The organism is Micromonospora sp. NPDC047187, from assembly GCF_040643355.1.
GTDB lineage: Bacteria > Actinomycetota > Actinomycetes > Mycobacteriales > Micromonosporaceae > Micromonospora > Micromonospora salmantinae.
In genome coordinates this window covers 42,946-67,911 of record NZ_JBEYUF010000023.1, presented here as the reverse complement: position 1 = coordinate 67,911, position 24,966 = coordinate 42,946, and the positions used below count along the sequence as shown (strand labels likewise).

Genomic DNA, 24,966 nt, shown 5'->3' with positions numbered 1-24,966 from the left:
CAGTTGCCGGTCATGCCCGCCTCCCTCGGCTCAGTGCCGCACCGACCGCGCCGACCAGCAGCAGCGCGGCCCCGCCGACGACCGCCCCGAGCACCCGGTGCTGTCGGCGCACCCGGCGGCGAACCTCCGCGTACGGGGTGGTGGAGAACGACACCAGCTCGTACTGGGAAACGTACCGGCCGGGCAGGGCCCGTTCCAGTGCGTGCTCCACCCGCCGCCGGGTCTGGAAGACCGGGGAGGCGACCTTGTCCCGCATCTCCACGAAGTTGGTCAGCGCCATCGTCGCGATGGCCTCGGCGTTCTCCTGTCGGCGCCGCTGGAACAGCGGCAGCGCCGCCAGCCAGTCGTCGGCGCACTCGTCCAGGCAGCGGTCCAGTTCCACCACGTCCTCGAAGGCGCAGTTGGCGCCCTGGCCGTAGAACGGCACGATGGCGTGCGCGGCGTCGCCGAGCAGGCCGACCTTGCCGTTGACCTGCCACGGGGTGCAGCGCACGGTGCCGAGCACGCCCACCGGGTTGTGCTGGTAGTCGTCGACGAGGTTCGGGGCCAGCGGGACCACGTCCGGGTAGTGCTCGGTGAAGTGCCGTTCGATCTCCGCCGGGCCGGTCAGCGAGGCGAAGCTGCCGGCGCCGTCGTTGGGCCAGAACAGCGTGCAGGTGAAGGAGCGGTCCGGGTTCGGCAGCGCGATCATCATCGAGGTGCCCCGCGGCCAGATGTGCAGCGCGTCCGGGTCCAGGGCGAAGTCCCCGCCCAGCGGCGGAATCGTCAGCTCCTTGTAGCCGTAGTCGAGGAAGTCCACGCTCTCGTCCAGCAGCCCGTACGCCAGCAGTTGCCCGCGCACCGCGGAGCCGGCGCCGTCGGCACCCAGCACGACCGACGCCTTCGCCGCGACCGTGCCCTGCGGGGTCTCGAAGCTCAGGGCGCCGTCGGTCGGGTCGAGCCCGACCAGCCGGTGGTCGAAGACGACCCGCACGCCCGGCAGCGCGGCGGCCTCGTCCAGCAGGGCGTTGTTCAGCGCACCCCGGCTGATCGAGTTGATCGCCCGGTCGCCGGCCGCGCTGTACGACTGGAACTGCTGCTCGCCCTCGACCGGGTGGATCATCCGGCCGCGCATCGGCAGCGCGTCGGTCATCACCTGCTCGGCCAGCCCGATCCGGCGCAACGCGTCCAGGCCGCGCTCGGAGAGCGCCAGGTTGATCGAGCGACCGCGTTCGGTGGTGCCGGCGCGCGGGTCGGAGCGGCGCTCGTAGAGGGCCACCGGGTAGCCACGCCGGGCCAGGAAGCAGGCCGCCAGACAACCGGCCAGCCCGGCACCGATGATCGCGATCTCGTCACGCCGCGCGGTCATGAGGTCGCCCCCACCGTCGCGGCGAGCGCGGTGGCGGCACGCCAGCAGTCGAGGTACGTGGAGTAGAGCGGCACCGGCGCGAACCGCACGACGTCCGGTTCGCGGGCGTCGGCGACGACCCCGTGTTCGTACCGTAGGCGTTTGGTCAGCTCGGCGGCGCTGCCGGAACCGATGCGCACGGAGAGCTGGCAGCCCCGGCGGGCCGGGTCGCGCGGGGTGACCACCCGCAGCGGCCGGCCGACGCTCACCTCGTCGAACAGCGACTCCAGCCAGCCGGTGAGGCGCTGGCTGCGCGCGCGCAGCGCGGTCATCCCCACCGCGTCGAACAACTCCAGCGAGGTACGCACCGGGCCCATCGCGAAGATCGGCGGGTTGGAGATCTGCCAGGCCTCCACGGTGGCCGGCGGCCGGGACACCGGCGTCATCTCGAACCGGGTGGCCGCCGCGGTGCTCCACCACCCCTCGAACCGGGGCAGGTTCTCGTCGCCGAGGTGCCGCTCGTGCACGAAGACGCCCGCCAGCGCGCCCGGGCCGGAGTTCAGGTACTTGTAGGAGCACCACGCGGCGAAGTCGACGTCCCAGTCGTGCAGGGCCAGCGGCACGTTGCCGACCGCGTGGGCCAGGTCCCAACCGACCACCGCGCCGGCGGCCCGGCCGGCAGCCGTGATCGCCGGGATGTCCAGCAGCTCACCGGTGAGGTAGTTGACCCCGCCGAGCAGCAGCAGCGCCACCCGGTCGCCCTCGGCGGCCAGGTAGTCGGTGACGTCCTCGGTGCGCAGGGCGTCCTCACCCGCGCGCGGACGCAACCGGACCACCGTGTCGTCCGGGTCCAGGCCGTGGAACCGGGCCTGGCTGCGCACGGCGTAGCTGTCCGAGGGGAACGCGGCGTCCTCGATGACGATGCGGGTGCGCGCGCCGGCCGGTCGGTAGAAACTCACCATCAGCAGGTGCAGGTTGACGGTGAGCGAGTTCATCACCACGGCCTCCGCGGGCCGGGCGCCGACCAGTCGCGCGGCCGGCCCGGTCAACAACTCGTGGTACGGCAGCCAGGGGCGCTCCGCCTCCAGGTGCCCCTCCACGCCGAGCCGTCCCCACGCGTCCAGGTCGGCCAGGAGTTCGTCGCGGGTGGCCCGAGGTTGCAGGCCGAGCGAGTTGCCGGCCAGGTACGCCGACTCGGGGTGGTCGCCGCCGTCGGCCGGCGGCACGTGGAACAGGTGCCGGTGGCCGGGGTCGGCCTCGTCACGGCGATGCGCTTCCGCCTCGCCGGCGGCGAGGTGGTGCGACTCGGCTTCAGGGGTCGTCATTGCTTGTTCTCGCTCTCCGGTCACATCGCGGTGCGGGCCGACCACAGCTCCGGGAAGACCACCCGGGCCATGCTGCGCTGCAACCACGCCAGGCCGGCGGAGCCGCCGCTGCCGACCTTGGCGCCCATCGTCCGCTGCACCGCCTTGACGTGGTTCCAGCGCCAGTCGCCGAACTCCTCGGCGACAGCGCTCAGCGCCTCGCCGAGCAGCCGCAGGTGATTGTCCGGGCTGGCGTCGTCGTAGATCCGTACCCAGGCCGCCTCGACCAACGGGTGCGGGTCGTGTTCGACGGCCACGTCCCGGTCGAGCAGGTCGGCGGGGAGGTCGAAGCCGCGCCGGGCGAGCAGCGCGAGCACGTCGTCCCAGAGGCTCGGGGTGGACAGCGCGGCGCTCAGCTCGGCATGCACCTCGGCCTGCCGGCGGAACGGGCGGATCAGCGTCGGGTCGCGCAGCCCGAGCAGGAACTCCAACTGCCGGTACATCGCCGACTGGAAGCCGGAGGCCTCGCCGAGCAGATTGCGGAACCGGTTGAAGTCGGCCGGGCTCATCCAGCGCAGGCCCTGCCAGGCGGCGTTGAGCCCTTCCAGGTGCAGCTTGGCTCGGCCCAGCGGGGCCAACGCCTCCCAGATCTGGTCGGCGCGGATCAGCCGCTGGGTCTCCCGCAGCTCGTGGCAGGTCAGCCCGAAGTACAGCTCCATGATCTGACTGACCATCAGGAAGGACATCTCGCCCGGGTCGCTGCTGAGTGGGTGCTGCATCTTGTGCAGGGCGCTGGCCTGCACGTACGCGTCGTACGGCACCATGTCGGCGAACTCCAGGGTCGGCTCGCCGCCGGTGCGCTCCGCCTGCGCGGCACGCTGCCCGGGGGTCACCGGTTGCACCGTGGCACGGCGGTTCGGCGCCCGCCGCTCCGTCTGATCCACCATCTCGTCTCCCTCCCCCGGACTAGCCGACGTCATGATCTCGCGGTCGGATCGGCCTGCGGAATGCCGAATCAACGGCTCTCGCCGGCTTCTCCTGGCAAACCAAAGGCAACTAGGCGAAGTCGGTTCACGAAAGTAAGGTCTGAGCGTGGACGACATGGACTGGGCGCTGCTGCGTGAGTTGCAGGCCGACGCGCGGCTCTCCTTCAGCGAGTTGTCCCGGCGGGTGCACCTGTCGCCACCGTCCGTCGCGGAGCGGGTCCGCCGGCTGGAGGAGGCCGGGATCATCACCGGCTACCACGCCCACGTCGACCTGAGCCGCGCCGGCCGTACCGTGGTCGCCCTGATCCGGATGTCCTGCTACGGCGCGCGGTGCATCCTGCACGACCCGGCGGTGGCCGACTGGCCGGAGATCCTGGAGATCCACCGGATCACCGGGGACGCGTGCAGCGTGCTGAAGGTGGCGGCCGGCTCGATCGGCGCGTTCGAGGGGGTCATCGACCGTCTCGCCCCGTACGGCCAACCGTCGAGCACGATGGTCCTCTCCTCCCCGCTGAACTGGCACCCCGTCACCCCCCTCCCCACCACCGGCCCCATCCCCCGCCCACGCTGACCCCACCCCACCCCACCTCCCCGCGATCTTGCAGTTTCTGTTGGTGAAATGCCGGCTAAGCGCCGATTCGTCACCGCAGAAAGTGCAAGATCGCGAGCGTTGGTGGGTGCGGGGCGGGGTGCGGGGCGGGTTTGCCTCCCCGCCAGCGGGAAAGCAGCGCGCGTGCCCAGGGGAGGGTTCCGGCGGTCGTCGCCGGTTGGGGGGAAATCATGCAGGCAATCCGCACGATCAACCGCGCGCTCTCGTCCGCACTGACACTGGTGGGGCTGGTCGGGGCGTTCGTCCTGTTGTCGGTCGCGCCGGCGCGAGCCGGCGAGAACGTCTTCGTCGAAGTGACACCGAACAGCGCCCAGGCCGGCAGCCGGGTCAGCATCAAGGCGAGCTGCGACAACGACAACAACAACCGGCAGTCCAGCGTGCACTCCGACGCGTTCGGGCACGTTCAGCTCAAACCGGACAAGGGCTTCCTGACCGCGCAGGTCACCATCGCAAGGGACAAGCCGGCCGGTGACTACCCGGTCGACCTGCGCTGCGAGAACGGCCAGACGTCGTCGACCACGCTGACCGTGCTGAACATGGCCTCGCCCAGCAAGGGCCCGGCGACCGGTGGCGGTGGGATGGCCGGCGGGCGCGGCACCGGCTCGCTGCTGGTGCTCGGTGGCGTGGCGTTGGTGGCCACCGCGATCGTGCTCGGGATGGCCGGCGGCCGACGTCGACCGGGAGCCGGCTCCTGAGCCGGATCACCCATGACCCGCAGATCCGCGCGTGCGCGGCCGAACCGCCGCGTCCGCCTCCGGGCCGGGCCGGCGCTGCGCGCGTCCGGCCGGGTGGTGGCCCGCGTCTCCGGACGGCTGCGCCGGGTCGCCGGGCAGGCCGTGTCGGCCAGCGTCACCACCACCGATCCGGCCGCCCGCCCGCTGCCACCGCGGCGCCCGGCCGGGCCGTCGTCGGCCCGACACCGGTTCGGTACGAGCCCCGGGTTCCCGGTGCTGGCCATCGCCGCGCTGATGGTGCTGATCGTGGCGATGCTCGGCGTCGAGCAGGTGACCGGCATGAGCCTGCTGCCGGACCGGCTCAGCGCCGGACTGCGACCGCCGCCGAAGAAGTTCCCGGTGCTGCCGGCCAGCCAACCGACCAGCCTCGCCATCGAGAAGATCGACGTGCGGGCGCCCGTACACGACGTGGGTATCGCCCCGGACGGCACGATCGCCGTGCCGGACGCGGCCCGCGCCCAGGAGGCCGGCTGGTACGACCAGGGGCCCACCCCGGGCCAGTACGGCCCAGCCGTGATCGTCGGGCACGTCGACACCAACAGCGGGCCGGCGGTCTTCCACAAGCTCCGCGAGCTGCGCTCCGGTGACGAGATCGAGGTCACCCGCACCGACCAGCGCGTGGCGGTCTTCGAGGTCAACTCGGTGGAGAAGTTCGACAAGGGCCGGCTGCCGGTGGACGAGGTGTACGGCGACTTCAGCCGCCCGAGCCTCCGACTGATCACCTGCGGCGGCCAGTGGGTCGGCGGCGAGACCGGCTACGCGGACAACGTGGTGGTCTTCGCTTCACTGGTCAAGGCGCGGTCCGGGTGAGGGCGGACAGATCTGAACCACGGGTCAGTTCTGGCCTGGGCTTGCCACGGGCAACCCTACGGCCCATCAACGCTTGCGGGGCTGATCGGCGCAACGCTCTGGGCACCTCAACCTCGACGAGGGCGGAGGAAGCCAGCGGGACGTCTCCGTGGCTGTTGAGCCAGGAGACGAGGTCAGCGCTGCACGCCTCCTGCCGAACCAGCGTCGACGTAATCGGCGAGCCGGGCGGCCCCGGTGAGCATGGCCCGGCCTCGCTCGGTGAGCCGTTGCCGCCACTGGAACAGCGAGGCGGCGAGCGGTTCGGCACCGCCAGCGTCGCGCACTCGACGCAGCACGCCGGCGATGTGGTCGAGCCGGTAGCCACCGCGGCGCAACAGGTGGGCCAGTTCGGCGTCCCGGACGTCGTCGGCACGGTAGAGCCGGTAGCGGGTCACCGGATCACGTACCGGTCGCAGCACCCCGGCCCGCTCCCACTTGCGCAGCGTGGCCGGCTGTAGACCGAGCCGGTGAGCCAACACGCTGATCGGCACGGCTTTCTGGCTCTGCGGTTGCGGTCTCGTTCCGGTGAGCGTCGCCACCGCCGCCTCGACCGCGTCCAGGGTTTCGCGATCGCGCTGGAGCAGGGCATGACCCTCGTCGATCGTGCGCAACGCCGTGTCGATCGCACCCCGGTTGACGGCCCGCATGATCTCGCCGCTGGCCGCATGGCCGTGGCCCGGGATCAACGCGAGGTAGGCACGCAGCGCCTTGACGTGCAGCTCGGTGAAGCGACGGTAGCCGTTCGGGGTGCGCTGGGCCGGCGGCAGGACGCCGTCTCGTTCGTAGTTGCGTACGGCCTGCGCGGAGAGGCCGTGGACGCGCGCGAGATCGACCGGTCGGCGTACCACTGGGTTTGAAGGTTTTGTTGCTGCCACCGCGCTCCGCCGCTCGTGAGTTTCAACCGCTGGTTCAACGATACGGTTCATGGAATGTCATCTTTTCTCGACCTGCTGGCGGTATCCCCGGACCTGCTCGCGCTCGGCGAACCGACGCATGGTGAGTCCGCCTTCCTCCAACTCCGCAACGAGGCTTTTCTGTCGCTGACCGAGCGCGGCTACCGCTCGATCGCCGTGGAGAGCGACCGGGCGGCCGGGCTGATCGCCGACGAGTTCGTGCAGGGCGTCGCCGCCGTGACGCTCGACCAGGCGCTCGCCGAAGGGTTCAGCCACGGATTCGGGGCAGCCCCGGCCAACCGCGACCTCCTGCTGCGGATGCGGGAGTGGAACGCCGGACGGCCGGCCGCCGAGCGCCTGACGTTCCACGGCTTCGACGCCCCGGTCGAGCTGGAGAGTGCTCCGAGCCCGCGCCGGCACCTCACCCAGGTCTGCCGGTTCCTCGGCCTGGACCGGGCTGCCGAGATCGACGACCTGATCGGGGACGAGGCGCGGTGGAGTGACACGGCCGCGATCTGGGAACCCGGTCGATCGGTCGGGCGCTCGACCGACGCCCAGCGACTGCGGGTGCTCGCCGACGACCTGCTGACCGAGCTGTACCTGCGGGCGCCGGGGAAGTCAGCGGGCTGGCGGGCGGCATTCGTGCACGCCACTGCCGCTGTCGCGTTGCTGCGCTACCACGCCGCGGCCGCCGCACCACTGGCCCAGGAGGAACGCTTCGCCCGCCTGGCAGCGGTCCGGGACGCGCTGATGGCCGAGAACCTGCTCGCGATCCGATCGGCCGAGGCACACCGCGGGCCCACACTGGTCTTCGCGCACAACACGCACCTCCAGCGTCATCCGAGCACGATGACGCTGGCCGACTCGCAGGTGTCCTGGGCCGGCGCCGGCGCCATCATCGCGTCGCTGCTGGGCGACCGGTACGCGGTGATCGCCGGCAGCCTCGGCGCGAGCCCGGCACTCGGCATCGGGCCGCCCGCCCCTGCCACCTACGAGGGCCGGCTCCAGCAGGAGACCAACCTTCCCCGGTACCTGCCGACGTCCGGCATCGGAGCGGCCGAGCAGCGGACCCACGACTACCGCTACTTCCCGCTGGACCAGGCCACCATCGAACACGCCGACGCGGTCCTGCACGTCCCGACCGGTGTCGACACGGGCGTGCTCGCCGACCGGATCGCCGCACTGCCCGGCGTCGAGCAGATCGTGGCGAGCGAGGAGAACGGATCGCCCGAGGCGGCCTGGGGCGACCGGTTCTTCTTCGTCGGCCCGGACCGCCGCCAGCCGTTCGCCACCATCGTCGAGCACGACGTGCCCGGCTTCGACGAGGCCGCACAGCTTGACCGGCCCGGCGTCTTCCGCCTCAACCTGGACCTGGGCCGGGCCGAGTTCGAGCGGCTGTTCGGCTTCCCGCCCAAGGCGTTCGAGGAGCACCGGCACGAGTTCGACTTCGCCCGACTGGACACCCTCGTACCGCACCCGGGCTACGCACAGTACGGCTTCGCCAGCATCGTCATGCCCGGTCCGCAACTGCTGCCCGAGATCGACCGGCTACTCGCGATCGCGCACCGCCGAGCGGTCGACCGCCACGAACGCGCAGCGCGCCGGGCAATCCGCCCGCAATCCGGAGCCTGACCACGCCGTGCGGGGTCAGGCGGCTGCCTCGGGCTCCCGCAGGTCCAGCCAGTCGGCCCAGCGGGGATCGGGGGCGCGGTGGCCCAGCACTCGCCAGGCGGTGCCCTTCGGGGCGGCCGGCAACGCGTTTAACCGCCACCCCATCTCGGCCGGCGTCTTGTCGCCCTTTGTGTGGTTGCACCGGGCACACGCGGCGACCACGTTCTCCCAGGCGTGCCGGCCACCCCGGCTACGCGGAAAGACGTGGTCGATGGTCTCGGCCGGACCCCGGCAGTAGGCGCACCGCCACCCGTCCCGGGCGAAGATCGCCCGGCGGGACAGCCCGACATGCGTTCGGTACGGCACCCGGACGAAGCGCGTCAGCCGGACCACGGATGGCACCGGGAGCGCGTCCCGGGCGCTGTGCAGGATGCCGTCACCGTCGGCGACGCAGACCGCCTTGGCGGAGAGGACCAGGATCGCGGCGCGACGCACCGACACGACACACAGCGGCTCGTAGGTGGCGTTGAGAACCAGCGCGCCGGAGCCCACCGTGGGTCGTATGTCAGGCATCGCGCTCACCCTCCCGGTTCAGCGGCTGCTGGGGACCGCCGCCGACCGGGGCCGGGCACAAGGGCCCACACGGTCGGCGCCGGGCCGATCACCGACGTCCGTTGCGCCAATAGTCCCTGATCGGACCCCGGATTGCACGTACTAATCTCTCTTCTGGTAAGCGGATCACCCGCGCCGGGACGGGCAGCTGCTCCAGCCTGGGCGGACGCTGACGTGCGACACCCCGCCGCCGGTCTCACCGGTACCGGACCTGCCCCGGCCGGTGGGTCGGCGGCGGGCGCTCGGGCCCCTTGCGGTACGAAGACATAGTGAGTGCCGCCAGCGTGACGCCCCTAGCCCTGTCCGACGCCGTCTCGGTGAGCTGCCAGGGCAGCACCTCCTGCGAGTGGATCTACCGGATCACCGGGTCGGCCTGGTTCGCCGAGGGAAGCTACTGGATCCTGCTCAAACCGCTTCGGGTGCTGCTGATCCTGGCGTTGGCGATGGTGGCCCGCTGGGCGCTGCACCGGACGATCAACCGGTTGGTTCGGACGACCACCGACGGTGCGGTGCCGACGATGCTGCGGCCGCTGCGCGAGCGGGTACCCACCGCCGCGGTCGACCCCGCCGAGTTCGTGCCCGAGCGACGGAGGCAGCGGGCCGAGGCGATCGGATCGGTGCTGCGCAGCCTGACCACCGCGTTCGTCTTCGGCATCGCGCTGCTGATGATCCTGCGGGAGTTCAGCTTCGACCTGGCACCGCTGCTGGCCAGCGCGGGGATCGCCGGCGTCGCGCTGGGCTTCGGCGCGCAGAGCCTGGTAAAGGACCTGATCGCGGGCCTGTTCATGCTGATCGAGGACCAGTACGGCGTGGGTGACAACGTCGACCTGGGCGAGGCGATGGGCGTGGTCGAGTCGGTCGGCCTGCGAGTCACCACGGTGCGCGACGGCCGCGGCGTGCTCTGGTACATCCGCAACGGCGAGATCATCCGAGTGGGCAACAAGAGCCAGGGTTGGGCCCTCGTGGTGGTGGACCTGCCGATCGGTTTCAACAGCACCGAGGAGGCCACCGCGGTGCTACGGACCGCGGCCGCCTCGGTCGCGATGGACCCGGAGTTGTCACCGGAGATCGTGGAGGCGCCCGAGGTGCTGGGTGTCGAGCAGGTGACGGTGGACGGCGCGGTCATCCGCACCGTGGTGAAGACGACAGCGGACGGGCAGTTCGCGGTGGGCCGGGAACTGCGTCGGCGTCTCGCCGAGGCGCTGGAAAATTCGGGGATCACCGCGCAGATCGCTGCGGCCCGCATCTATCCCGGCCTGTCGCCCCGGCCGTTGCCCGAGGGTGAGACCGGTCAGGGCGGCGCCACCTGACACCGCCGACACTGTCCGGCAATTCAGGGGTCGCGATCCGGCCGGCCCCTCGGGTATCGTCCGTTCGTTCAGTCGGGGAGGCGACGAACGGCCCGTTCGACCTAGCTAGTTGTCAGACGATCGGGCAGAATCCGGAGCACGCGTTCCCACCAAAGCGTGATCACATCCTCGCTGATCCGTAGATCTGACGAGCGCTTCCGGCCGGGCTGCCACGAGTGGCCGAGCCGGGGCCGATGGAGGCGACGGTGCCTGACGAGCGACCTTCCGCGGAAGGCCCCGCCACATTCCGCGAAGTCTTCGGCCAGCACGAGTTCCGGGCTGTGTTCGTGGCTGGCGCTCTGTCCTGGGTCGGCGACTATGTCGCGAAGGCCGCCGTCACCCTGCTCGTCTATCAGCAGACCCGGTCCGTCGCGCTCTCCGCGGCTGCCTTCGCGGTCAGCTTCCTGCCCTGGCTGCTCGGCGGTCCCGTGCTCGCCGCACTCGCGGAGCGGTACCCGTTCCGACGGGTGATGGTGGCATGCGACCTCATCCGGATGGCGCTGATGCTGCTCATCGCCATTCCGGGCCTGCCGTACCAGGCGGTGCTGGTGCTCATCTTCGCCGCCACGCTTGCCAACCCGCCGAGCCAGGCGGCGAAGTCCGCGCTGATCCCGCAGTTGCTCACCGGGGACCGACTGGTGCTGGGGCTGTCGCTGAACAGCAGCGTCGGGCAGGCCGCCCAGGTCGTGGGGTACGTCTTCGGCGCCGCTGTCGCCGCTGTCGACCCGGAGGCGGCGCTGCTGTTCAACGCGGTCACGTTCGGTCTCTCGGCGCTGCTGGTTCGCCTCGGTGTGCGCCACCGCCCGGCGGTGATGAACCCGGAGCACCGCAGCCACCTGCTGCAGGAGACTCGGCAGGGGTTCGGCATGGTCTTCCGCACACCGGTGCTGCGGGCCATCGCGGTGCTGGTGTTCAGTTCGATGCTCTTCTCGATCGTTCCCGAGGGTCTGGCCGCAGCCTGGGCCAACGAGGAGAGCCGCGGCGCGGTGAGCGCGGGCACCGCACAGGCGGCGATCATGGTGGCCAACCCGATCGGCTTCATCCTCGGTGGGTTGCTGGTGAGTCGCCTGTTCGGGCCGGCTCGCCGACTGAAGCTGATGCGGCCGCTCGCGGTGCTCGCCCCGTTGATGCTCGTACCGGTGCTGCTCGACCCCCCGCCGCTGGTGGTCGCGCTGCTCGCCGCGCTCTGCGGGTTCGCGGTCGCCGGCATGATGCCGATGGCCAATGGGTTGTTCGTCCAGGCGCTGCCCAACGGCTTCCGAGCCCGCGCCTTCGGGGTGATGGCCACCGGCATCCAGGTCATCCAGGGCCTCGCGGTGCTGGTCACCGGGATGCTCGCCGAACGGTTCCCCATTCCGATCGTGGTGGGGGTCTGGAGCGCAGCCGGGGTGGTGCTGATGGCGGTGGCCACGCTGCGTTGGCCGGACCGGCAGACGGTGGACGATGCGATCACTGCCGCCTCGTTGGCCAACGGCGATCCGCCGCCCTCCGGGCTCGGCGACCCGGCCAGCGACCGCCCGGTGGAAGGCACGTCCGACCCGCATGCCGGTGACGGCCACCGCCGGCACGCGGTCACCTGACCGCCGCACCGACCTCTGCCCGTGCAGGCCGGGTGCCCGACATTCGGGGTTGTCGACCCGGCGTGATCCGACGCACGCCGTGCGGGTCGGGTCGTCACCGGACACACCTGGCAGGATGGAACGGTGACTTCCGCAGGTGAATCCGACCGTCCCGGTGCGTCGATGACCCTCTTCGAAGCGGTCGGCGGCGAACCCACCTTCCGCAAGCTGGTCGACGAGTTCTACGCCGGCGTCGCCACCGACCTCCTGCTGCGACCCATGTACCCGGAGGAGGACCTGGGCCCCGCCGCGGACCGGATGACCCTGTTCCTGATGCAGTACTGGGGCGGACCGAACACGTACTCCGCCCAGCGCGGGCACCCGCGGCTGCGGATGCGCCACGCGCCGTTCCGGATCGGCGCGGCCGAACGGGACGCCTGGCTGCGGAACATGCGCCGCGCCGTGGACCGGCTCGACCTTGAGCCGGAGATCGCCGCGACCCTCTGGGACTACCTGGAGCGGGCCGCGTACTTCATGGTCAACGTCGAGGACGACCCGGCAAACGGCGGCTGACCCACCCCACCGGCAGCGGCGTCAGAGCAGCGCGCCCTCGTCGTGCAGCCAGTCCACGAAGCTGGTGGCGACCGCCGCGCCGCAGTCGAGCATCTCGACCAGGAGCGCGTCGTGGGTGCCGGCACCCAGGGGCACCTGAAGCTCGGCGTAGATCGGTAGCTGACCGCGCTCGGTCGGGTCACCGATGTACGCCTTGCAGAACCGACGGGTGTGGTTCCACTCGTTGACCACCCGGTACGCCCGGTCGGCCCAGTCCGGCGGGACCGTGGCGTGCGGACGTGCCCGCATGACCAGGATCTCGTCCTCCGGCCCTTCGAGGGTGACCAGCACCGCGTGCCGCTCCCACATCGCCAGCAGGTTGCCGTCGCCGTCGGCCAGATAACGCACGTCGAGCAGATCGAGCGCGTCACAGACCCGGCGCAGACTCACCGGCTCGACGGTGGCGGGCATCTCGGTCAGCACGGGCCGCTCGTTGGACGGGCAGTCGTCCCCCGGCTGTCGAGGGCTGGGCGGCCCGATCCGGACCGCGTTATCGACTGTGATCCCGCTTCGGGTTTCCGGATCGCCGCCGTCGGCGGGACCGGGGCGCCATGACCACCACGGCATCGCTCGCGCACCTCACTCCCCAGCGGATCCAGTCGCCTACGGTGCGTTGGATCCGAGGATGGACGGTACCCGGACAGCCGGGTTGAAGCACCCCCCCAACGACCGCCCCTGACCAGAAGAATGATCCGGGGTCATCCGTTCGGACGAGCGCTCAGGGGTGTCACGGCAAGATCCGTGGCCTTCTGCAACCAAGCCGCTCCGTGCGGTCCCACCAGGCCGACCCAACGACCGGCCACCCGCACCTGAACGGCGTCCCCGCCCTCGGCAGCCGCCGGGCCGTGGGCGGCGCCGAGGAAGCCCATCCGGACCACCCCCTGCACCAGCCGCTGCGGCACCTCGACCGGCGCGGCGGGCGTCCCGTCCGGGGTGATCAGCACCGCCACGTGGTCGAGCAACGCGTCACGCAGGGCCCGCTGGCCGACGGCACGGCCGGCCACACCCTGCTCGCTCGCCGTCCGCAGGGTGCCCGCCGCCGCGTCGGCGATCCGGCGCAACTCGGCAACTGGCAACGCCTCCACCTGGCGGCTCCGCGTCGGCGGCAGCGGCCACCGCCACTGGGCGTCCCGGCGGGTCGGCCGGGTCGTACCGCCCCGCTCCAGCTCGGCGAGCAGCTCCGCGGCCGCCACTGTGACGTCCTCCGCGACGCCGTCGGCCGGCCCACCGGCAACCGTGCGGACCACCAGGACCTGCCACGGCAGCCGGGCCCACAGGGCGACCCGGCCCGGTGCGCCGGCCGGCCGCAGCCGGACCGGCGCGACCGGATCCAACCGGACCAGCCTGGCCAGGAAGGCGCCCGCGTCCGCCACCCCGGCGACACCGTGGGTGGACGCCGCCGTCCGGCCCGGCTCGGCGGTGCCCGGCCGGGTCACGCCACACCGCCCTGCGGCGCGTACGTGAGCAGGAAGTCCCGTTCCTCGGTGGTGATCCGCCGGGGCACCTGGCGGGTCAGGTCGAACGGCACCAGCACCGAGCGGGCCCGGCTGGCCAGCACCTCACCGTCGTACAACTCGTAGGCGACTGTGAACCGGGAGGCCCGGATCTCCTCCACCCACAGCTCGATCCGCACTGTGGGTGCCGCCTCCGCGGTGGCCCGGCCGAGCGCGTAGTCGACCGGGCGCAGGTAGTCGACCTCGTGCCGGCGGATCACCACCCCGTCGGCGAACGACCCGACGCCCCAGGCCCGGCCGCCGGCGAACATCAACGCCACCCGCGCCTCCTCGTACAGGGTGAGGAAGCGCGAGTTGTTGACGTGGCCGTACGCGTCCAGGTCGGACCAGCGCAGGGTGCAGTGGTAGACGAAGCGGTCAGACACCTTCTCGGCCGGTCAGTCGCGGGTCAGCTTGCGGTAGGTCACCCGGTGCGGCCGGGCAGCCTCCGCGCCGAGACGGTCGATCTTGTTCTTCTCGTACGCCTCGAAGTTGCCCTCGAACCAGAACCACCGGGACGGGTCCTGGTCGTCGCCCTCCCAGGCCAGGATGTGCGTGGCGACGCGGTCCAGGAACATCCGGTCGTGCGAGATGACCACGGCGCAGCCGGGGAACTCCAGCAGCGCGTTCTCCAGGCTGGACAGCGTCTCCACGTCCAGGTCGTTCGTCGGCTCGTCGAGCAGGATGACGTTGCCGCCGATCTTCAGGGTCAGCGCCAGGTTGAGCCGGTTTCGCTCACCGCCGGAGAGCACCTTCGTCGGCTTCTGCTGGTCCGGTCCCTTGAAGCCGAACGCGGCGATGTACGCCCGCGACGGCATCTCGACCTTGCCCACCATCAGGTAGTCCAGCCCGTCGGACACGACCTCCCAGACGGTCTTGTCGCCGTTGAGGCCCTCGCGGTTCTGGTCGACGTACGACAGCGAGACGGTGGGGCCGACCCGGACCTGGCCGCCGGTCGGCTCCTCCAGCCCGACGATGGTCTTGAACAGGGTGGTCTTGCCGACGCCGTTGGGGCCGATGATGCCGACGATGCCGTTGCGCGGCAGCGAGAACGACAGGTTGTCGATCAACAGCCGGTCGCCGAAGCCCTTGCTGAGGTCGACCGCCTCGATCACCGTGCTGCCCAGGCGCGGGCCCGGCGGGATCTGGATCTCCTCGAAGTCGAGCTTGCGGGTCTTCTCCGCCTCGTTGGCCATCTCGTCGTACCGGTCCAGGCGGGCCTTGGACTTGGTCTGCCGGGCCTTGGCGTTGGAGCGGACCCACTCCAGCTCCTCGGTGAGGCGCTTCTTCATCTTGGCGTCGCGGCGGCCCTCGACGGCCAGCCGGGCGGCCTTCTTCTCCAGGTAGGTGGAGTAGTTGCCCTCGTAGCCGATGGCCCGGCCGCGGTCGAGCTCGAGGATCCAGCCGGCCACGTTGTCGAGGAAGTACCGGTCGTGGGTGATCGCCATGACGGTGCCGGCGTACTTCGCCAGGTGCTGCTCCAGCCAGGAGACGCTCTCGGCGTCCAGGTGGTTGGTGGGCTCGTCGAGCAGCAGCAGGTCGGGCGCCTCCAGCAGCAGCTTGCAGAGCGCGACCCGGCGACGCTCACCACCGGAGAGCTGGGTCACGTCGGCGTCCGGCGGCGGGCAGCGCAGCGCGTCCATGGCCAGTTCGAGCTTGGAGTCGACGTCCCAGGCGTCGAGGTGGTCCAGCTCCTCCTGGAGCTTGCCCATCTCCTCCATCAGCTCGTCGGAGTAGTCGGTGGCCATCTGCTCGGCGATCTTGTTGAACCGCTCCAGCTTGGCCTTGGTCTCGGCGACCGCCTCCTCGACGTTGCCGAGGACGGTCTTGGCCTCGTTGAGCGGGGGCTCCTGAGCGAGCATGCCGACGGTGTAGCCGGGCATGAGTCGGGCCTCGCCGTTGCTCGGCTTGTCCAGCCCTGCCATGATCTTGAGCAGGCTGGACTTACCGGCGCCGTTCGGACCGAGCACACCGATCTTGGCTCCCGGCAGGAAGCTCAACGTGACGTTGTCGAGCACGACCTTGTCGCCGTGCGCCTTGCGCGCCTTTTCCAGAACGTAGATGTACTGGGCCACGGTGCGGGCTACCTCCGTCGGTTGCTGTCGCTGATCGGCGGCGCGGCGCGGGCTGCGAGGACCGCCCGCCGCCGCCGGCCGGGAGCCGGCCGCGCGCACGCCATCGTCAATCCTGACAGGTACGGCGCGCTTCGCCCACATCACCCCGCCCCAGGTGTACCCGAGCGCGCCTCCTTGCCGACCGTGGTATCACCCGCTAGCGTACCTGGTATGACCAAGAAGATCGCCATCAGCGTGCCGGATGACGTGGCGGAGCGGCTGGCCGAGGAATCCAACGTCTCCGCCTTCATCACCGACTCCGTTCGTCAGCGGATGGCTGGCGAGCGCACGCGGCGGGCACTTCGACAGGTGGGCTTCCGGCTCACTGATGAAGGTCTCGCCGAGGCGGGCAGGCAACTCGACGAGGCACAGGCGAAGATCACCCCGGAACTGCGATCCAAGGCAGCTGCCCTGCTGGGCGCGGCGTCTCGCGGACGGATGACCATTCGTGACTGATGCCGGCCTCGTCCTCGACACGGGCTGCCTCCTCGCCTACTCGGAAGGCATGGAAGCGGTCGGGGAGCAGATTGCGAAAGTCGCGGACAAGGGGCAAGGCGTGATCGTCCCCGCGCTCTGCCTCGCAGCCGCGTACCGCCAGGTGACCAGCGACGGCTGGCCACTGCTCGACATCGTCGGCGACCTGGAGCAGGTCATGGTCACGCCCGTCGAGCACGACATGTGCGCCATTCTCGGCGGCTGGTCGCGAACCCTCGGCGGCATGGACCTGGCCCAGGCTGCGATGGAGGCGGCTCGGGCGATTACACCGATCATGACGGATCGGCGGGAGTTGCTCGGCGAGGTACTGCCGAAGGAATGGCCGATCATCGACCTCTGACCGACGGGCTGTCGACAAGATCACCCTTAGGATTCGGTCGCACCGAGGCGGGTAGGAGACTCCGGCACGGGGCACAAGACGCCGCAGCTACGCTCAGTACGCTCATCGCGGTGGACCCGTCAGTACCCGGAGGTGGCCGATCGTGACCGTCCGTAGCTCCTTTGTCGTAGTGGCGAACCGTCTGCCGGTCGACGAGGTGAGCACACCCGAGGGCCGGCAGTGGCGACGCAGCCCTGGCGGGCTGGTCACCGCGCTGCATCCCGTACTCGCCGAACACAAGGGCACCTGGGTCGGCTGGGCCGGTGGCACCGGCGCCGCCCCCGAGCCGTTCGACCTGGAGGGGATCCGGCTGCACCCGGTCCCGCTCAGCGCCGAGGAGCTGGAGCGCTACTACGAGGGCCAGTCCAACGCGACGATCTGGCCGCTCTACCACGACGCGGTGGAGACGCCGGCCTACAAGCGCCGGTGGCGGGAGGCGTACCGCCTGGTCAACGCCCGGTTCGCGGAGGCCGCAGCCGACGTGGCGGCCGAGGGCGCGACGGTCTGGGTGCAGGACTACCAGCTCCAGTTGGTGCCGGCGATGCTCCGTGAGCTCCGCCCGGACCTGCGGATCGGGTTCTTCCTGCACATCCCGTTCCCGCCGATCGAGCTGTTCATGCAGATGCCGTTCCGTACCGAGATCCTGCGCGGTCTGCTCGGCGCCGACCTGGTCGGGTTCCAGCAGCGGCTGGCCGCGCAGAACTTCGTCCGGCTGGCCCGGCACCTGCTCGGGCTGCGCTACGAGGGGCAGATGATCCAGGTCGACGGTCGGCAGGTGAAGGCGGGCGCCTTCCCCATCTCGATCGACACCCAGGAGATGGAGCGGATGGCCGCCGATCCGGCGATCCAGGCCCGGGCCAAGCAGATTCGCGCCGAGCTGGGCGACCCGAAGACGATAATCCTGGGCGTGGACCGGCTGGATTACACAAAGGGCATCGAGTTGCGACTCAAGGCCTTCCGGGAGCTGCTGGCTGACGGAAAGTTGACAGTTCCCGACGCGGTCATGGTTCAGGTCGCCACGCCCAGCCGCGAGCGCGTGGAGCACTACCAGGCACTACGGGTGAAGGTGGAGCGCGAGGTCGGTCGGATCAACGGCGAGTTCGGCAGGGTCGGCGTGCCTGCGGTCCATTACCTCCATCAGTCGTACAGTCGCACTGAGCTGGCGGCGATGTACGTTGCTGCCGACGTGATGATGGTGACCCCGCTGCGAGACGGAATGAACCTCGTGGCGAAGGAATACGTAGCATCACGTGCCGACCAGGGTGGCGCGCTCGTACTCAGTGAGTTCGCCGGTGCCGCCACCGAGCTTCGCCAGGCATTTTTGTGTAACCCGCACGACCCGGACGCGGTCAAGGACGCCCTCCTCCGGGCAGTGCACGTGGAGAAAACCGAGGCACGCCGCCGGATGCGGACAATGCAACGTCACCTGCGTACCCACGACGTGGGCCACTGGGCCAAGTCTTTCCTCTCGGAGCTCGGAGTTCCCGAGGCGGAGGCCGAGTGAACACGTCCGTCAACGATGGGGCGGCAAACGCCACCGGGGTCATGGACCCTGAGTTGCGTTCCGCCATCGGCCGGATCGCCCGGGTCCCCCAACTCCTGGTCGCCTGCGACTACGACGGCACGCTGGCGCCGATCGTGGAGGACCCGAGCACGGCCGTACCGCTGCCCGAGTCGGTCGCCGCGGTCCGCGCGCTCGCCGCGCTGCCGCAGACCACAGTGGCTGTGGTCTCCGGTCGGGCGCTGCGCGACCTGGCCGCACTCTCGCGGCTGCCCAGCGAGGTGCACCTCGTCGGCAGTCACGGCTCCGAGTTCGACATCGGCTTCGTCGAGCGGCTCTCCCCCGAGCTGGTCGCCGTGCGGACCCAGGTCCGCAACGCGCTGCGTGAGATCGCCGCCCAGCACCCGGGCATCCGGCTGGAACGCAAACCGGCGAGCGTCGCGATGCACACCCGTGGGGTCGACCCTCAGATCGCCGCCGCCGCCATCGAGGCGGTCCGCAACGGTCCGGCCACCTTCGACGGCGTCACGGTGACCCAGGGCAAGGAGGTCATCGAACTCTCCGTGGTGGCCACCCACAAGGGCACCGCACTCGACCAGCTGCGGACCCAGCTCGCCTCCAGCGCGGTGCTGTTCATCGGCGACGACATCACCGACGAGAACGGGTTCGGCCACCTGCACGGTCCCGACCTCGGCATCAAGATCGGCCCCGGCGACACCCAGGCCAGCTACCGGGTGGCCGACCCGCTGGAGGCCGCCCGCGCGCTGGCTCTGCTGCTGGAGACCCGGCGGCACTGGCTGTTCGGTGAGCGGGCGGTGCCGATCGAACGGCACTCCATGCTGGCAAACGGTCGTACCGTCGCTCTGCTCACCCCCGAGGCCAAGGTGAGCTGGCTCTGCCACCCCAAGCCGGATTCGGCGGCGATCTTCGCCGACCTGGTCGGTGGCAGCCCGGCCGGCCACTTCAGCATCACCCCGGAACGTGGCGGCATCCCGCTGGGCCAGCGCTACCGCTCCGGCACGATGACAGTGGAAACCCGCTGGTCCGGGCTCACCGTCACCGACTGGCTGGACAAGCCGGCCCGGGAAACCACCCCGGACGACAGCCCGGCGGTCATCACCGGCGACTCGACCCTGGTCCGGGTGCTGACCGGCAGCGGCAAGGCCAAGGTGGAGTTCGCGCCGAGGCCCGAGTTCGGTCAGGTGGCCGTCCAGTTGCAGCCGCTCGGCGACGGCCTGCTGGTGCTCGGCTCCAACGAACCGGTCGCGCTCTACGCCCCCGGCGTGGAGTGGGAGGTCGGCAACGACGGAGGGTACGAGACCGCCAAGGCGATCGTCGACCTCTCCGCCGCCGGTGGGCAGGTAGTGCTGGAGCTGCGCTTCGGCACGCACAGCCTGGAGCACCACCGGGTGCCGATCCACGAGCGGCAGGCCGCCGCCGAGCAGCCGTGGAAGGACTGGGTGGCCTCGCTGCGGCTGCCGTCCACCGCCCGTGACCTGGTCGCGCGCAGCGCCCTCACCCTGCGCGGGCTCTGCCACGAAGCCACCGGCTCGATCCTGGCCGCGGCGACCACCTCGCTCCCCGAGGAGCTGGGCGGCGTCCGCAACTGGGACTACCGCTACTGCTGGCTGCGCGACGCCGCGCTGACCGCCCGCGCACTTGTCGACCTGGGCTCCGTCGAGGAGGCCGAGGCGCTGCTGCGCTGGGTGGACGGCTGCATCGAGCGCACCGGCGGGCACCCGGAGCGACTGCACCCGCTCTACACCATCGACGGCTACGAGCTGGGTGCCGAGGCGGTCATCGACACGCTGCCCGGGTACGCCGGCTCCCGGCCGGTCCGGGTCGGCAACCTCGCCAACCACCAGTTGCAGCTGGACGTCTTCGGCCCGATCGCCGACCTGATCGCGGCCGTCGCCGACGCTCGCGGTTCGGTCCGCGACGACGAGTGGCGGGTCCTGGAGAACATGGTCGAGGCGGTCCGCCGCCGCTGGCACGAGCCCGACCACGGCATCTGGGAGGCCCGGCTGCCACCCCGGCACCACGTCTTCTCCAAGGTGATGTGCTGGATGACAGTCGACCGCGCGCTGCACGTGATGCGCGAGCACGGCGGCGAGGACCGGCCCGAGTGGAAGGACCTGCGCGACCGGATCGGCGCCAACGTGCTGGAGCACGGCTGGCACTCCGACGTCGAGGCGTACAGCGTCGCGTACGGGGACGAGGACATGGACGCCTCGTCGCTCTGGATCGGCCTCTCCGGCCTGCTCCCGGGTGACGACCCGCGCTTCCTGTCCACCGTCCTGCGGATCGAGGCGGACCTGCGCAGCGGCCCGGTCGTCTACCGCTACCACTGGGACGACGGCCTGCCCGGCCGTGAGGGCGGCTTCCACATCTGCACGGCGTGGCTGATCGAGGCGTACCTGCGCACCGGCCGCCGCACCGACGCCGAGGAGCTGTTCGCGCAGATGGTGCTGACCGCCGGCCCGACCGGGCTGCTCCCCGAGCAGTACGACCCGCTCGCCGAGCGCGGCCTGGGCAACCACCCGCAGGCGTACAGCCACCTCGGTCTGGTCCGCTGTGCCCTGCTGCTGGACAACATGCTCAAGCAGTAGTCGACAGCTCGTACGACGGGGTCGGAGCGCATGCTCCGGCCCCGTCGGACACTGCGGGTACGGCAGGCTCGGTTGCCACCCGTACAGGTGGGCGCCGAGGTCGGTGGGCACCGCCCAGTGCACGTACGGCAGCACAGCGCTGCTGCCGGTGTGGATCAGGCACAGTAGTGGGGCGTCGCCGGTGTGGTCGAGCGAGCTTCGGTTTACGGGCCGCGCCGACGCCGCCGAGGCCGAACAGGACAACCGGGTCCCGGACCGGAAGCCACAGCCACCGACAACCGCCGCAGCCGGCAATCTTGGACAGTTCCCGTTACGCGCTAACGGGAACCGTCCACGATTTGGCCTGCCAGCGCCCTCCGATGTCCGGGTCCGCCGGCGGACCGGACGCCATTGCAGCGACCTCGATGAGGTCGCCGGTCAGCCGTCGAGCGCGCCCACCACGTCGCCCACCACGACGACGGCGGGTGGGCGCAGGTCGGCCGCACGCAGGTCGGCCGCGACCTCGCCCAGCGTGGACCGCAGCACGCGCTGGGTGCCCGTCGTGGCTTCCTGGACGACCGCGGCCGGCGTCTGCGGCGACCGACCGTGGGCGATCAGGGTGGCCGTGATGGCGGCGAGGTTCTTCAACCCCATCAGGATCACCAGGGTGCCGTGCAGACCGGCGAGGGCGTCCCAGCGCACCAGCGAAGCCGGCGCGTCGGGTGCCAGGTGCCCGGAGACCACTGTGAACTCGTGCGCCACTCCCCGATGGGTGACCGGGATGCCGGCCGCTGCCGGCGCGGCGATCGAGCTGGTCACCCCCGGCACCACTGTGACCGGCACGCCGGCAGCCGCGCAGGCCAGCAACTCCTCGCCGCCGCGCCCGAAGACGTACGGGTCACCGCCCTTGAGCCGCACCACGAAGGCGCCGGCCAGGGCCCTGTCGACCAGGATCTGGTTGATCTCCTCCTGGGCCCGGGACGGGCCGTAGGGGATCTTCGAGGCGTCCACCAGCTCGACGTCCGGGCGCAACTCGTCGAGCAGCAGCCCGGGCACCAGCCGGTCGGCGACCACCACGTCGGCCTCGGTGAGCAGCCGCCAGCCCTTCACCGTGATCAGCTCCGGGTCCCCCGGCCCCGCCCCGACCAGCGCCACCCGCCCGGCCTGCCGTCCGGCCTGCCGTCCGCCGGTCGTCCCAGTGGAAGCGTCGGGCCGGCCAGCGATCCCGTCCGGTGCCAGACGCACGGCGAGCAGGTCGCGGATGGCGTCGCGGACTGTCATCGCCCGACGAGGGTCGCCGCCTCCGAGCACCGCCACGGTGACCGGGCCGTGCCGGGTCACCGCCGGGGTCCAGGCGGTGGCGGCGGTCCGGTCGTCGGCCCGGACGCAGAAGATCCGCCGCTCGGCGGCGACGGCGCTCACCGAAGCCGCCGCCATCGGGTCGTCGATCGCCACGTGGACCAGCCACGCGCCGTCCAGGTCCTCGGGTACGAACCGGCGCGGCACCCAGTGCAGCCGACCCGCGTCGACCCGCGCGCGTAGCGCCGGGGTCAGCTCCGGGGCCACCAGCAGGACGTCCGCACCGGCATCCAGCAGCGCGGGCACCCGCCGGGTGGCGACCGCGCCGCCACCCACCACGACCACCCGCCGCCCGTGCAGCCGCAAACCCAGGGGGTACGGGTTGGAGGTCACGTCGCACCACCGGGGCGGACGGATCGTTCGCTGCGCGTGCTCACTTTTCGGCCACCCCGGCGGAGTCGAAGGTGGCCACCTCGTGCAGCACCCGGACCGCGCCGGTGACCACTGGCAACGCCAGCAGCGCGCCGGTGCCCTCGCCGAGGCGCAGCCCCAGGTCGATCAGCGGGTCGAGGCCGAGGTGGCGCAGCGCGACAGTGGCACCGGGCTCGGCCGAGCGGTGGCCGGCGACCATGGCGCAGACCGCGTCCGGGGCGAACGCGGCGGCGGCGAGCGCGGCCGAGACCGCGATCACGCCGTCCAGCAGCACCGGCGTGCGGCGCGCTGCGGCCCCCAGGATCAGCCCGGCCAGGGCGGCGTGCTCCAGACCACCGACGGCGGCCAGCACCCCCAGCGGGTCGGCCGGGTCGGGGGTGTGCCGGGCCAGCGCGGCCCGCACCACAGCCACCTTGCGCGCGTACGTCGGGTCGTCGACCCCGGTGCCCCGACCGGTGGTGTCGAGCGGGTCGGCGCCGGTGAACGCGGCGATCAGCACGGCGGCCGGGGTGGTGTTGCCGATGCCCATGTCCCCGGTGAGCAGGATGCCGGCGCCGGCATCGATCAGCTCGTCGGCGATCCGGATGCCGGTCTGCACCGCCGCCAACGCCTCGTCCCGGGTCAGCGCGGCGGTCACTGTGAGGTCGCCGGTGCCCCGGCGGACGGACGCGACAACCAGCCGAGGCACGGCCGGGTCGAGCACAGCCGGGTCGACGGCCGTCGGTTCGAGCACAGCCGGGTCGGTGGGCAGCGGGGTGGCCACGCCGACGTCGACCACTGTGACCGAGGCGCCGGCCTGCCGGGCGAACGCGTTGACCACCGCTCCACCGGCCAGGAAATTGCCGATCATCTGCGCGGTGACCTCCTGCGGCCAGGGGCTGACCCCCTGGGCGTGCACCCCGTGGTCGCCGGCGAAGATCGCCACCGCGGCCGGCTCGGGCAGCGGTGGCGGGCACAATCCGGCCAGGCCGGCGAGGCGTACCGAAAGCTCCTCCAGCGCGCCCAGCGATCCCGCCGGCTTGGTCAGCCGACCGTGCAGCTCCCGGGCGGCGGCCATGGCCGCTTCGTCCGCCGCGCGGATCGCCGCGATCGTGGTCTCCAGCATCATGCCTCCATGGTCTCGCGCAGCACGTCGATGAACGCGTCGGTGGTGTTTCGGTCGCGTACGGCCACCCGCAGCCAGTCCGGGCCGAGGCCGGGGAACGTGTCGCCTCGGCGTACCGCCCAGCCGCGCTCGCGCAGGGCGGCCCGGATCGGTGTCGCGCCCGGCAGGTGCAGCAGGACGAACGCGCTGGCGGGACGGCCGACGACGCGTACACCGGGCAGTTCGGCGAGGCGCGCGACCAGGTGCTCGCGGTCTGCGGCGAGGTCGGCGGCGATCGCGCGTTCGGCCTGGACCGCGACGGTGCCGGCGCAGGCCGACGCGGCCGCCAGCGCGGGCGTGGAGACGGCCCAGAGCGGCTGGACGGCGGCCAGCCGGGACAGCAGCTGCGCGGTGCCGAGCAGGTAGCCGATCCGCAGGCCGGCCAGACCCCACGTCTTGGTGAGGCTGCGCACCACGAGCAGGCCGGGCAGGTCACGGCGTTCGGCCAGCGACTCCGGTTCGCCGGGGCGCCCGGCGGCGATGGTGGTGTCGGCGAACGCCTCGTCGACAACCAGCACCCGGCCGGGGCGGGCCAGCGCGGCCACCGTCTGGGCGGGGTGCAGCACGGAGGTCGGGTTCGTCGGGTTGCCGATCATCACGAGGTCGGCGTCGGCGGGCACCCGGGACGGGTCGAGCCGGAAGTCATCGGCGGCGTCGAGCAGCACCCGCTCGACCGGGTGTCCGGCGGCCCGCAACGCCGCCTCCGGCTCGGTGAACTGGGGGTGCACCACCACGGGGCGGTGCACGCCGCGCAGCGCCTGGGCGATCAACACGAAACCCTCGGCGGCGCCGGCGGTGAGCAGCACCTCGTTCGGGTGACGGCGGTGTCGGGCGGCGACCGCCGCCCGGGCCGGCGCCGGGTCCGGATACCGGGCCAGGTCGGTCAGGGTCGCGGCGATCGGGTCGGCCAGCCAGGCGGGAGGCCGCGCCCGACGGACGTTGACGGCGAGGTCGATCAGGCCGACGGTGGCCTCCGCGTCGCCGTGGTGGGCGAGGTCCGGCTCGACCCCGGTGGGCGGGGCGACAGCGCTCGGCTGATCAGACATGTCCGCGATCCTGCCGGGAAGGTGGCCAG

The 24,966-nt window shown here is 71.6% G+C and carries 23 protein-coding genes; 11 read left to right on the top strand and 12 right to left on the bottom strand.

The genetic code is table 11. The features are described 5' to 3' along the window. Positions 1-10: 10 nt before the first annotated feature. From ABZ794_RS27385 to ABZ794_RS27375, 3 genes are read right to left on the bottom strand one after another with little or no spacing between them, the layout of a single operon-like run. Complete coding sequence (locus ABZ794_RS27385; protein WP_210786065.1) at positions 11-1,348, bottom strand: NAD(P)/FAD-dependent oxidoreductase; 1,338 nt, start codon at positions 1,346-1,348, stop codon at positions 11-13. Next, positions 1,345-2,652 carry a kynureninase gene (gene kynU / locus ABZ794_RS27380; RefSeq protein ID WP_210786066.1) on the bottom strand — a complete coding sequence of 436 codons (1,308 nt, stop codon included), beginning with the start codon at positions 2,650-2,652 and terminating at the stop codon, positions 1,345-1,347. Before kynU ends, ABZ794_RS27385 begins: the two co-directional genes overlap by 4 nt. 20 nt (positions 2,653-2,672) lie before the next feature. Next, positions 2,673-3,575 carry a tryptophan 2,3-dioxygenase family protein gene (locus ABZ794_RS27375; RefSeq protein ID WP_210786069.1) on the bottom strand — a complete coding sequence of 301 codons (903 nt, stop codon included), beginning with the start codon at positions 3,573-3,575 and terminating at the stop codon, positions 2,673-2,675. 148 nt (positions 3,576-3,723) lie between these two features. Here ABZ794_RS27375 and ABZ794_RS27370 point away from each other — a divergent pair, with 148 nt between their 5' ends. The 3 genes from ABZ794_RS27370 (at position 3,724) to ABZ794_RS27360 (ending at position 5,771) form a co-directional block, all read left to right on the top strand. Next, complete coding sequence (locus tag ABZ794_RS27370; RefSeq protein WP_238688596.1) at positions 3,724-4,188, top strand: Lrp/AsnC family transcriptional regulator; 465 nt, start codon at positions 3,724-3,726, stop codon at positions 4,186-4,188. A 209-nt stretch (positions 4,189-4,397) separates the two neighbouring features. Next, positions 4,398-4,922, top strand: coding sequence for a hypothetical protein (locus ABZ794_RS27365; protein ID WP_210787614.1), 525 nt, complete (start codon positions 4,398-4,400; stop codon positions 4,920-4,922). Between the two features lie 75 nt (positions 4,923-4,997). Then, positions 4,998-5,771: a class F sortase gene (locus ABZ794_RS27360; RefSeq protein WP_238688624.1), complete on the top strand. Its 774-nt coding sequence runs from the start codon at positions 4,998-5,000 to the stop codon at positions 5,769-5,771. Between the two features lie 173 nt (positions 5,772-5,944). Here ABZ794_RS27360 and ABZ794_RS27355 read toward each other — a convergent pair whose 3' ends face one another. Continuing rightward, positions 5,945-6,658: a MerR family transcriptional regulator gene (locus ABZ794_RS27355; RefSeq protein ID WP_238688595.1), complete on the bottom strand. Its 714-nt coding sequence runs from the start codon at positions 6,656-6,658 to the stop codon at positions 5,945-5,947. 81 nt (positions 6,659-6,739) lie between these two features. On the opposite strand from ABZ794_RS27355, the gene ABZ794_RS27350 reads away from it, so the two are divergent. Then, positions 6,740-8,335, top strand: coding sequence for a DUF6194 family protein (locus ABZ794_RS27350; RefSeq protein WP_357518226.1), 1,596 nt, complete (start codon positions 6,740-6,742; stop codon positions 8,333-8,335). A gap of 15 nt (positions 8,336-8,350) precedes the next feature. Here ABZ794_RS27350 and ABZ794_RS27345 read toward each other — a convergent pair whose 3' ends face one another. Further along, on the bottom strand, positions 8,351-8,887 hold the full coding sequence (locus tag ABZ794_RS27345; RefSeq protein WP_203150542.1) for an HNH endonuclease: 537 nt from the start codon (positions 8,885-8,887) through the stop codon (positions 8,351-8,353). 338 nt (positions 8,888-9,225) lie between these two features. On the opposite strand from ABZ794_RS27345, the gene ABZ794_RS27340 reads away from it, so the two are divergent. The 3 genes from ABZ794_RS27340 (at position 9,226) to ABZ794_RS27330 (ending at position 12,407) form a co-directional block, all read left to right on the top strand. Next, the gene (locus ABZ794_RS27340; RefSeq protein WP_247670130.1) at positions 9,226-10,236 is read left to right on the top strand and encodes a mechanosensitive ion channel family protein; all 1,011 of its coding nucleotides are present in this window, start codon (positions 9,226-9,228) and stop codon (positions 10,234-10,236) included. 233 nt (positions 10,237-10,469) lie between these two features. After that, entirely contained in the window at positions 10,470-11,855 is a 1,386-nt protein-coding gene (locus tag ABZ794_RS27335) for an MFS transporter (RefSeq protein ID WP_238688593.1), read from the top strand. 123 nt (positions 11,856-11,978) lie between these two features. Next, positions 11,979-12,407, top strand: a complete 429-nt coding sequence (locus ABZ794_RS27330; protein ID WP_357518223.1) for a globin — start codon at positions 11,979-11,981, stop codon at positions 12,405-12,407. A 21-nt stretch (positions 12,408-12,428) separates the two neighbouring features. Here the strand turns inward: ABZ794_RS27330 and ABZ794_RS27325 are convergent, their stop codons facing one another. From ABZ794_RS27325 to ettA, 4 genes are all read right to left on the bottom strand, one after another. Next, positions 12,429-13,013 (bottom strand): YbjN domain-containing protein, encoded by a 585-nt coding sequence (locus ABZ794_RS27325; protein ID WP_112676053.1) that lies wholly within the window; start codon positions 13,011-13,013, stop codon positions 12,429-12,431. Between the two features lie 131 nt (positions 13,014-13,144). Next, positions 13,145-13,882 carry a hypothetical protein gene (locus ABZ794_RS27320; protein ID WP_210786152.1) on the bottom strand — a complete coding sequence of 246 codons (738 nt, stop codon included), beginning with the start codon at positions 13,880-13,882 and terminating at the stop codon, positions 13,145-13,147. Further along, positions 13,879-14,325, bottom strand: a complete 447-nt coding sequence (locus tag ABZ794_RS27315; protein WP_112584127.1) for a thioesterase family protein — start codon at positions 14,323-14,325, stop codon at positions 13,879-13,881. Before ABZ794_RS27315 ends, ABZ794_RS27320 begins: the two co-directional genes overlap by 4 nt. Positions 14,326-14,337: 12 nt before the next feature. Next, the gene (ettA, locus tag ABZ794_RS27310) at positions 14,338-16,014 is read right to left on the bottom strand and encodes an energy-dependent translational throttle protein EttA (RefSeq protein ID WP_210786151.1); all 1,677 of its coding nucleotides are present in this window, start codon (positions 16,012-16,014) and stop codon (positions 14,338-14,340) included. 210 nt (positions 16,015-16,224) lie between these two features. On the opposite strand from ettA, the gene ABZ794_RS27305 reads away from it, so the two are divergent. From ABZ794_RS27305 to otsB, 4 genes are all read left to right on the top strand, one after another. Next, entirely contained in the window at positions 16,225-16,509 is a 285-nt protein-coding gene (locus ABZ794_RS27305; protein WP_210786150.1) for a hypothetical protein, read from the top strand. After that, positions 16,502-16,888, top strand: coding sequence for a hypothetical protein (locus tag ABZ794_RS27300; RefSeq protein WP_210786149.1), 387 nt, complete (start codon positions 16,502-16,504; stop codon positions 16,886-16,888). Before ABZ794_RS27305 ends, ABZ794_RS27300 begins: the two co-directional genes overlap by 8 nt. A gap of 142 nt (positions 16,889-17,030) precedes the next feature. Further along, on the top strand, positions 17,031-18,431 hold the full coding sequence (locus tag ABZ794_RS27295; protein ID WP_124817234.1) for a trehalose-6-phosphate synthase: 1,401 nt from the start codon (positions 17,031-17,033) through the stop codon (positions 18,429-18,431). A gap of 41 nt (positions 18,432-18,472) precedes the next feature. Continuing rightward, positions 18,473-21,037 (top strand): trehalose-phosphatase, encoded by a 2,565-nt coding sequence (gene otsB, locus ABZ794_RS27290; protein WP_210786158.1) that lies wholly within the window; start codon positions 18,473-18,475, stop codon positions 21,035-21,037. 417 nt (positions 21,038-21,454) lie between these two features. Here the strand turns inward: otsB and cobA are convergent, their stop codons facing one another. The 3 genes from cobA to cobC are packed head-to-tail and all read right to left on the bottom strand — an operon-like array spanning position 21,455 to position 24,937. Further along, a complete protein-coding gene (cobA, locus tag ABZ794_RS27285) occupies positions 21,455-22,708 on the bottom strand; it encodes a uroporphyrinogen-III C-methyltransferase (RefSeq protein WP_357518220.1) in 1,254 nt (417 codons plus the stop codon). A gap of 40 nt (positions 22,709-22,748) precedes the next feature. After that, the gene (gene cobT / locus ABZ794_RS27280) at positions 22,749-23,852 is read right to left on the bottom strand and encodes a nicotinate-nucleotide--dimethylbenzimidazole phosphoribosyltransferase (protein ID WP_238688622.1); all 1,104 of its coding nucleotides are present in this window, start codon (positions 23,850-23,852) and stop codon (positions 22,749-22,751) included. Next, positions 23,852-24,937, bottom strand: coding sequence for an Rv2231c family pyridoxal phosphate-dependent protein CobC (gene cobC, locus ABZ794_RS27275; protein WP_210786146.1), 1,086 nt, complete (start codon positions 24,935-24,937; stop codon positions 23,852-23,854). The genes cobT and cobC overlap by 1 nt, the downstream gene beginning before the upstream one ends. Positions 24,938-24,966: the final 29 nt, after the last annotated feature.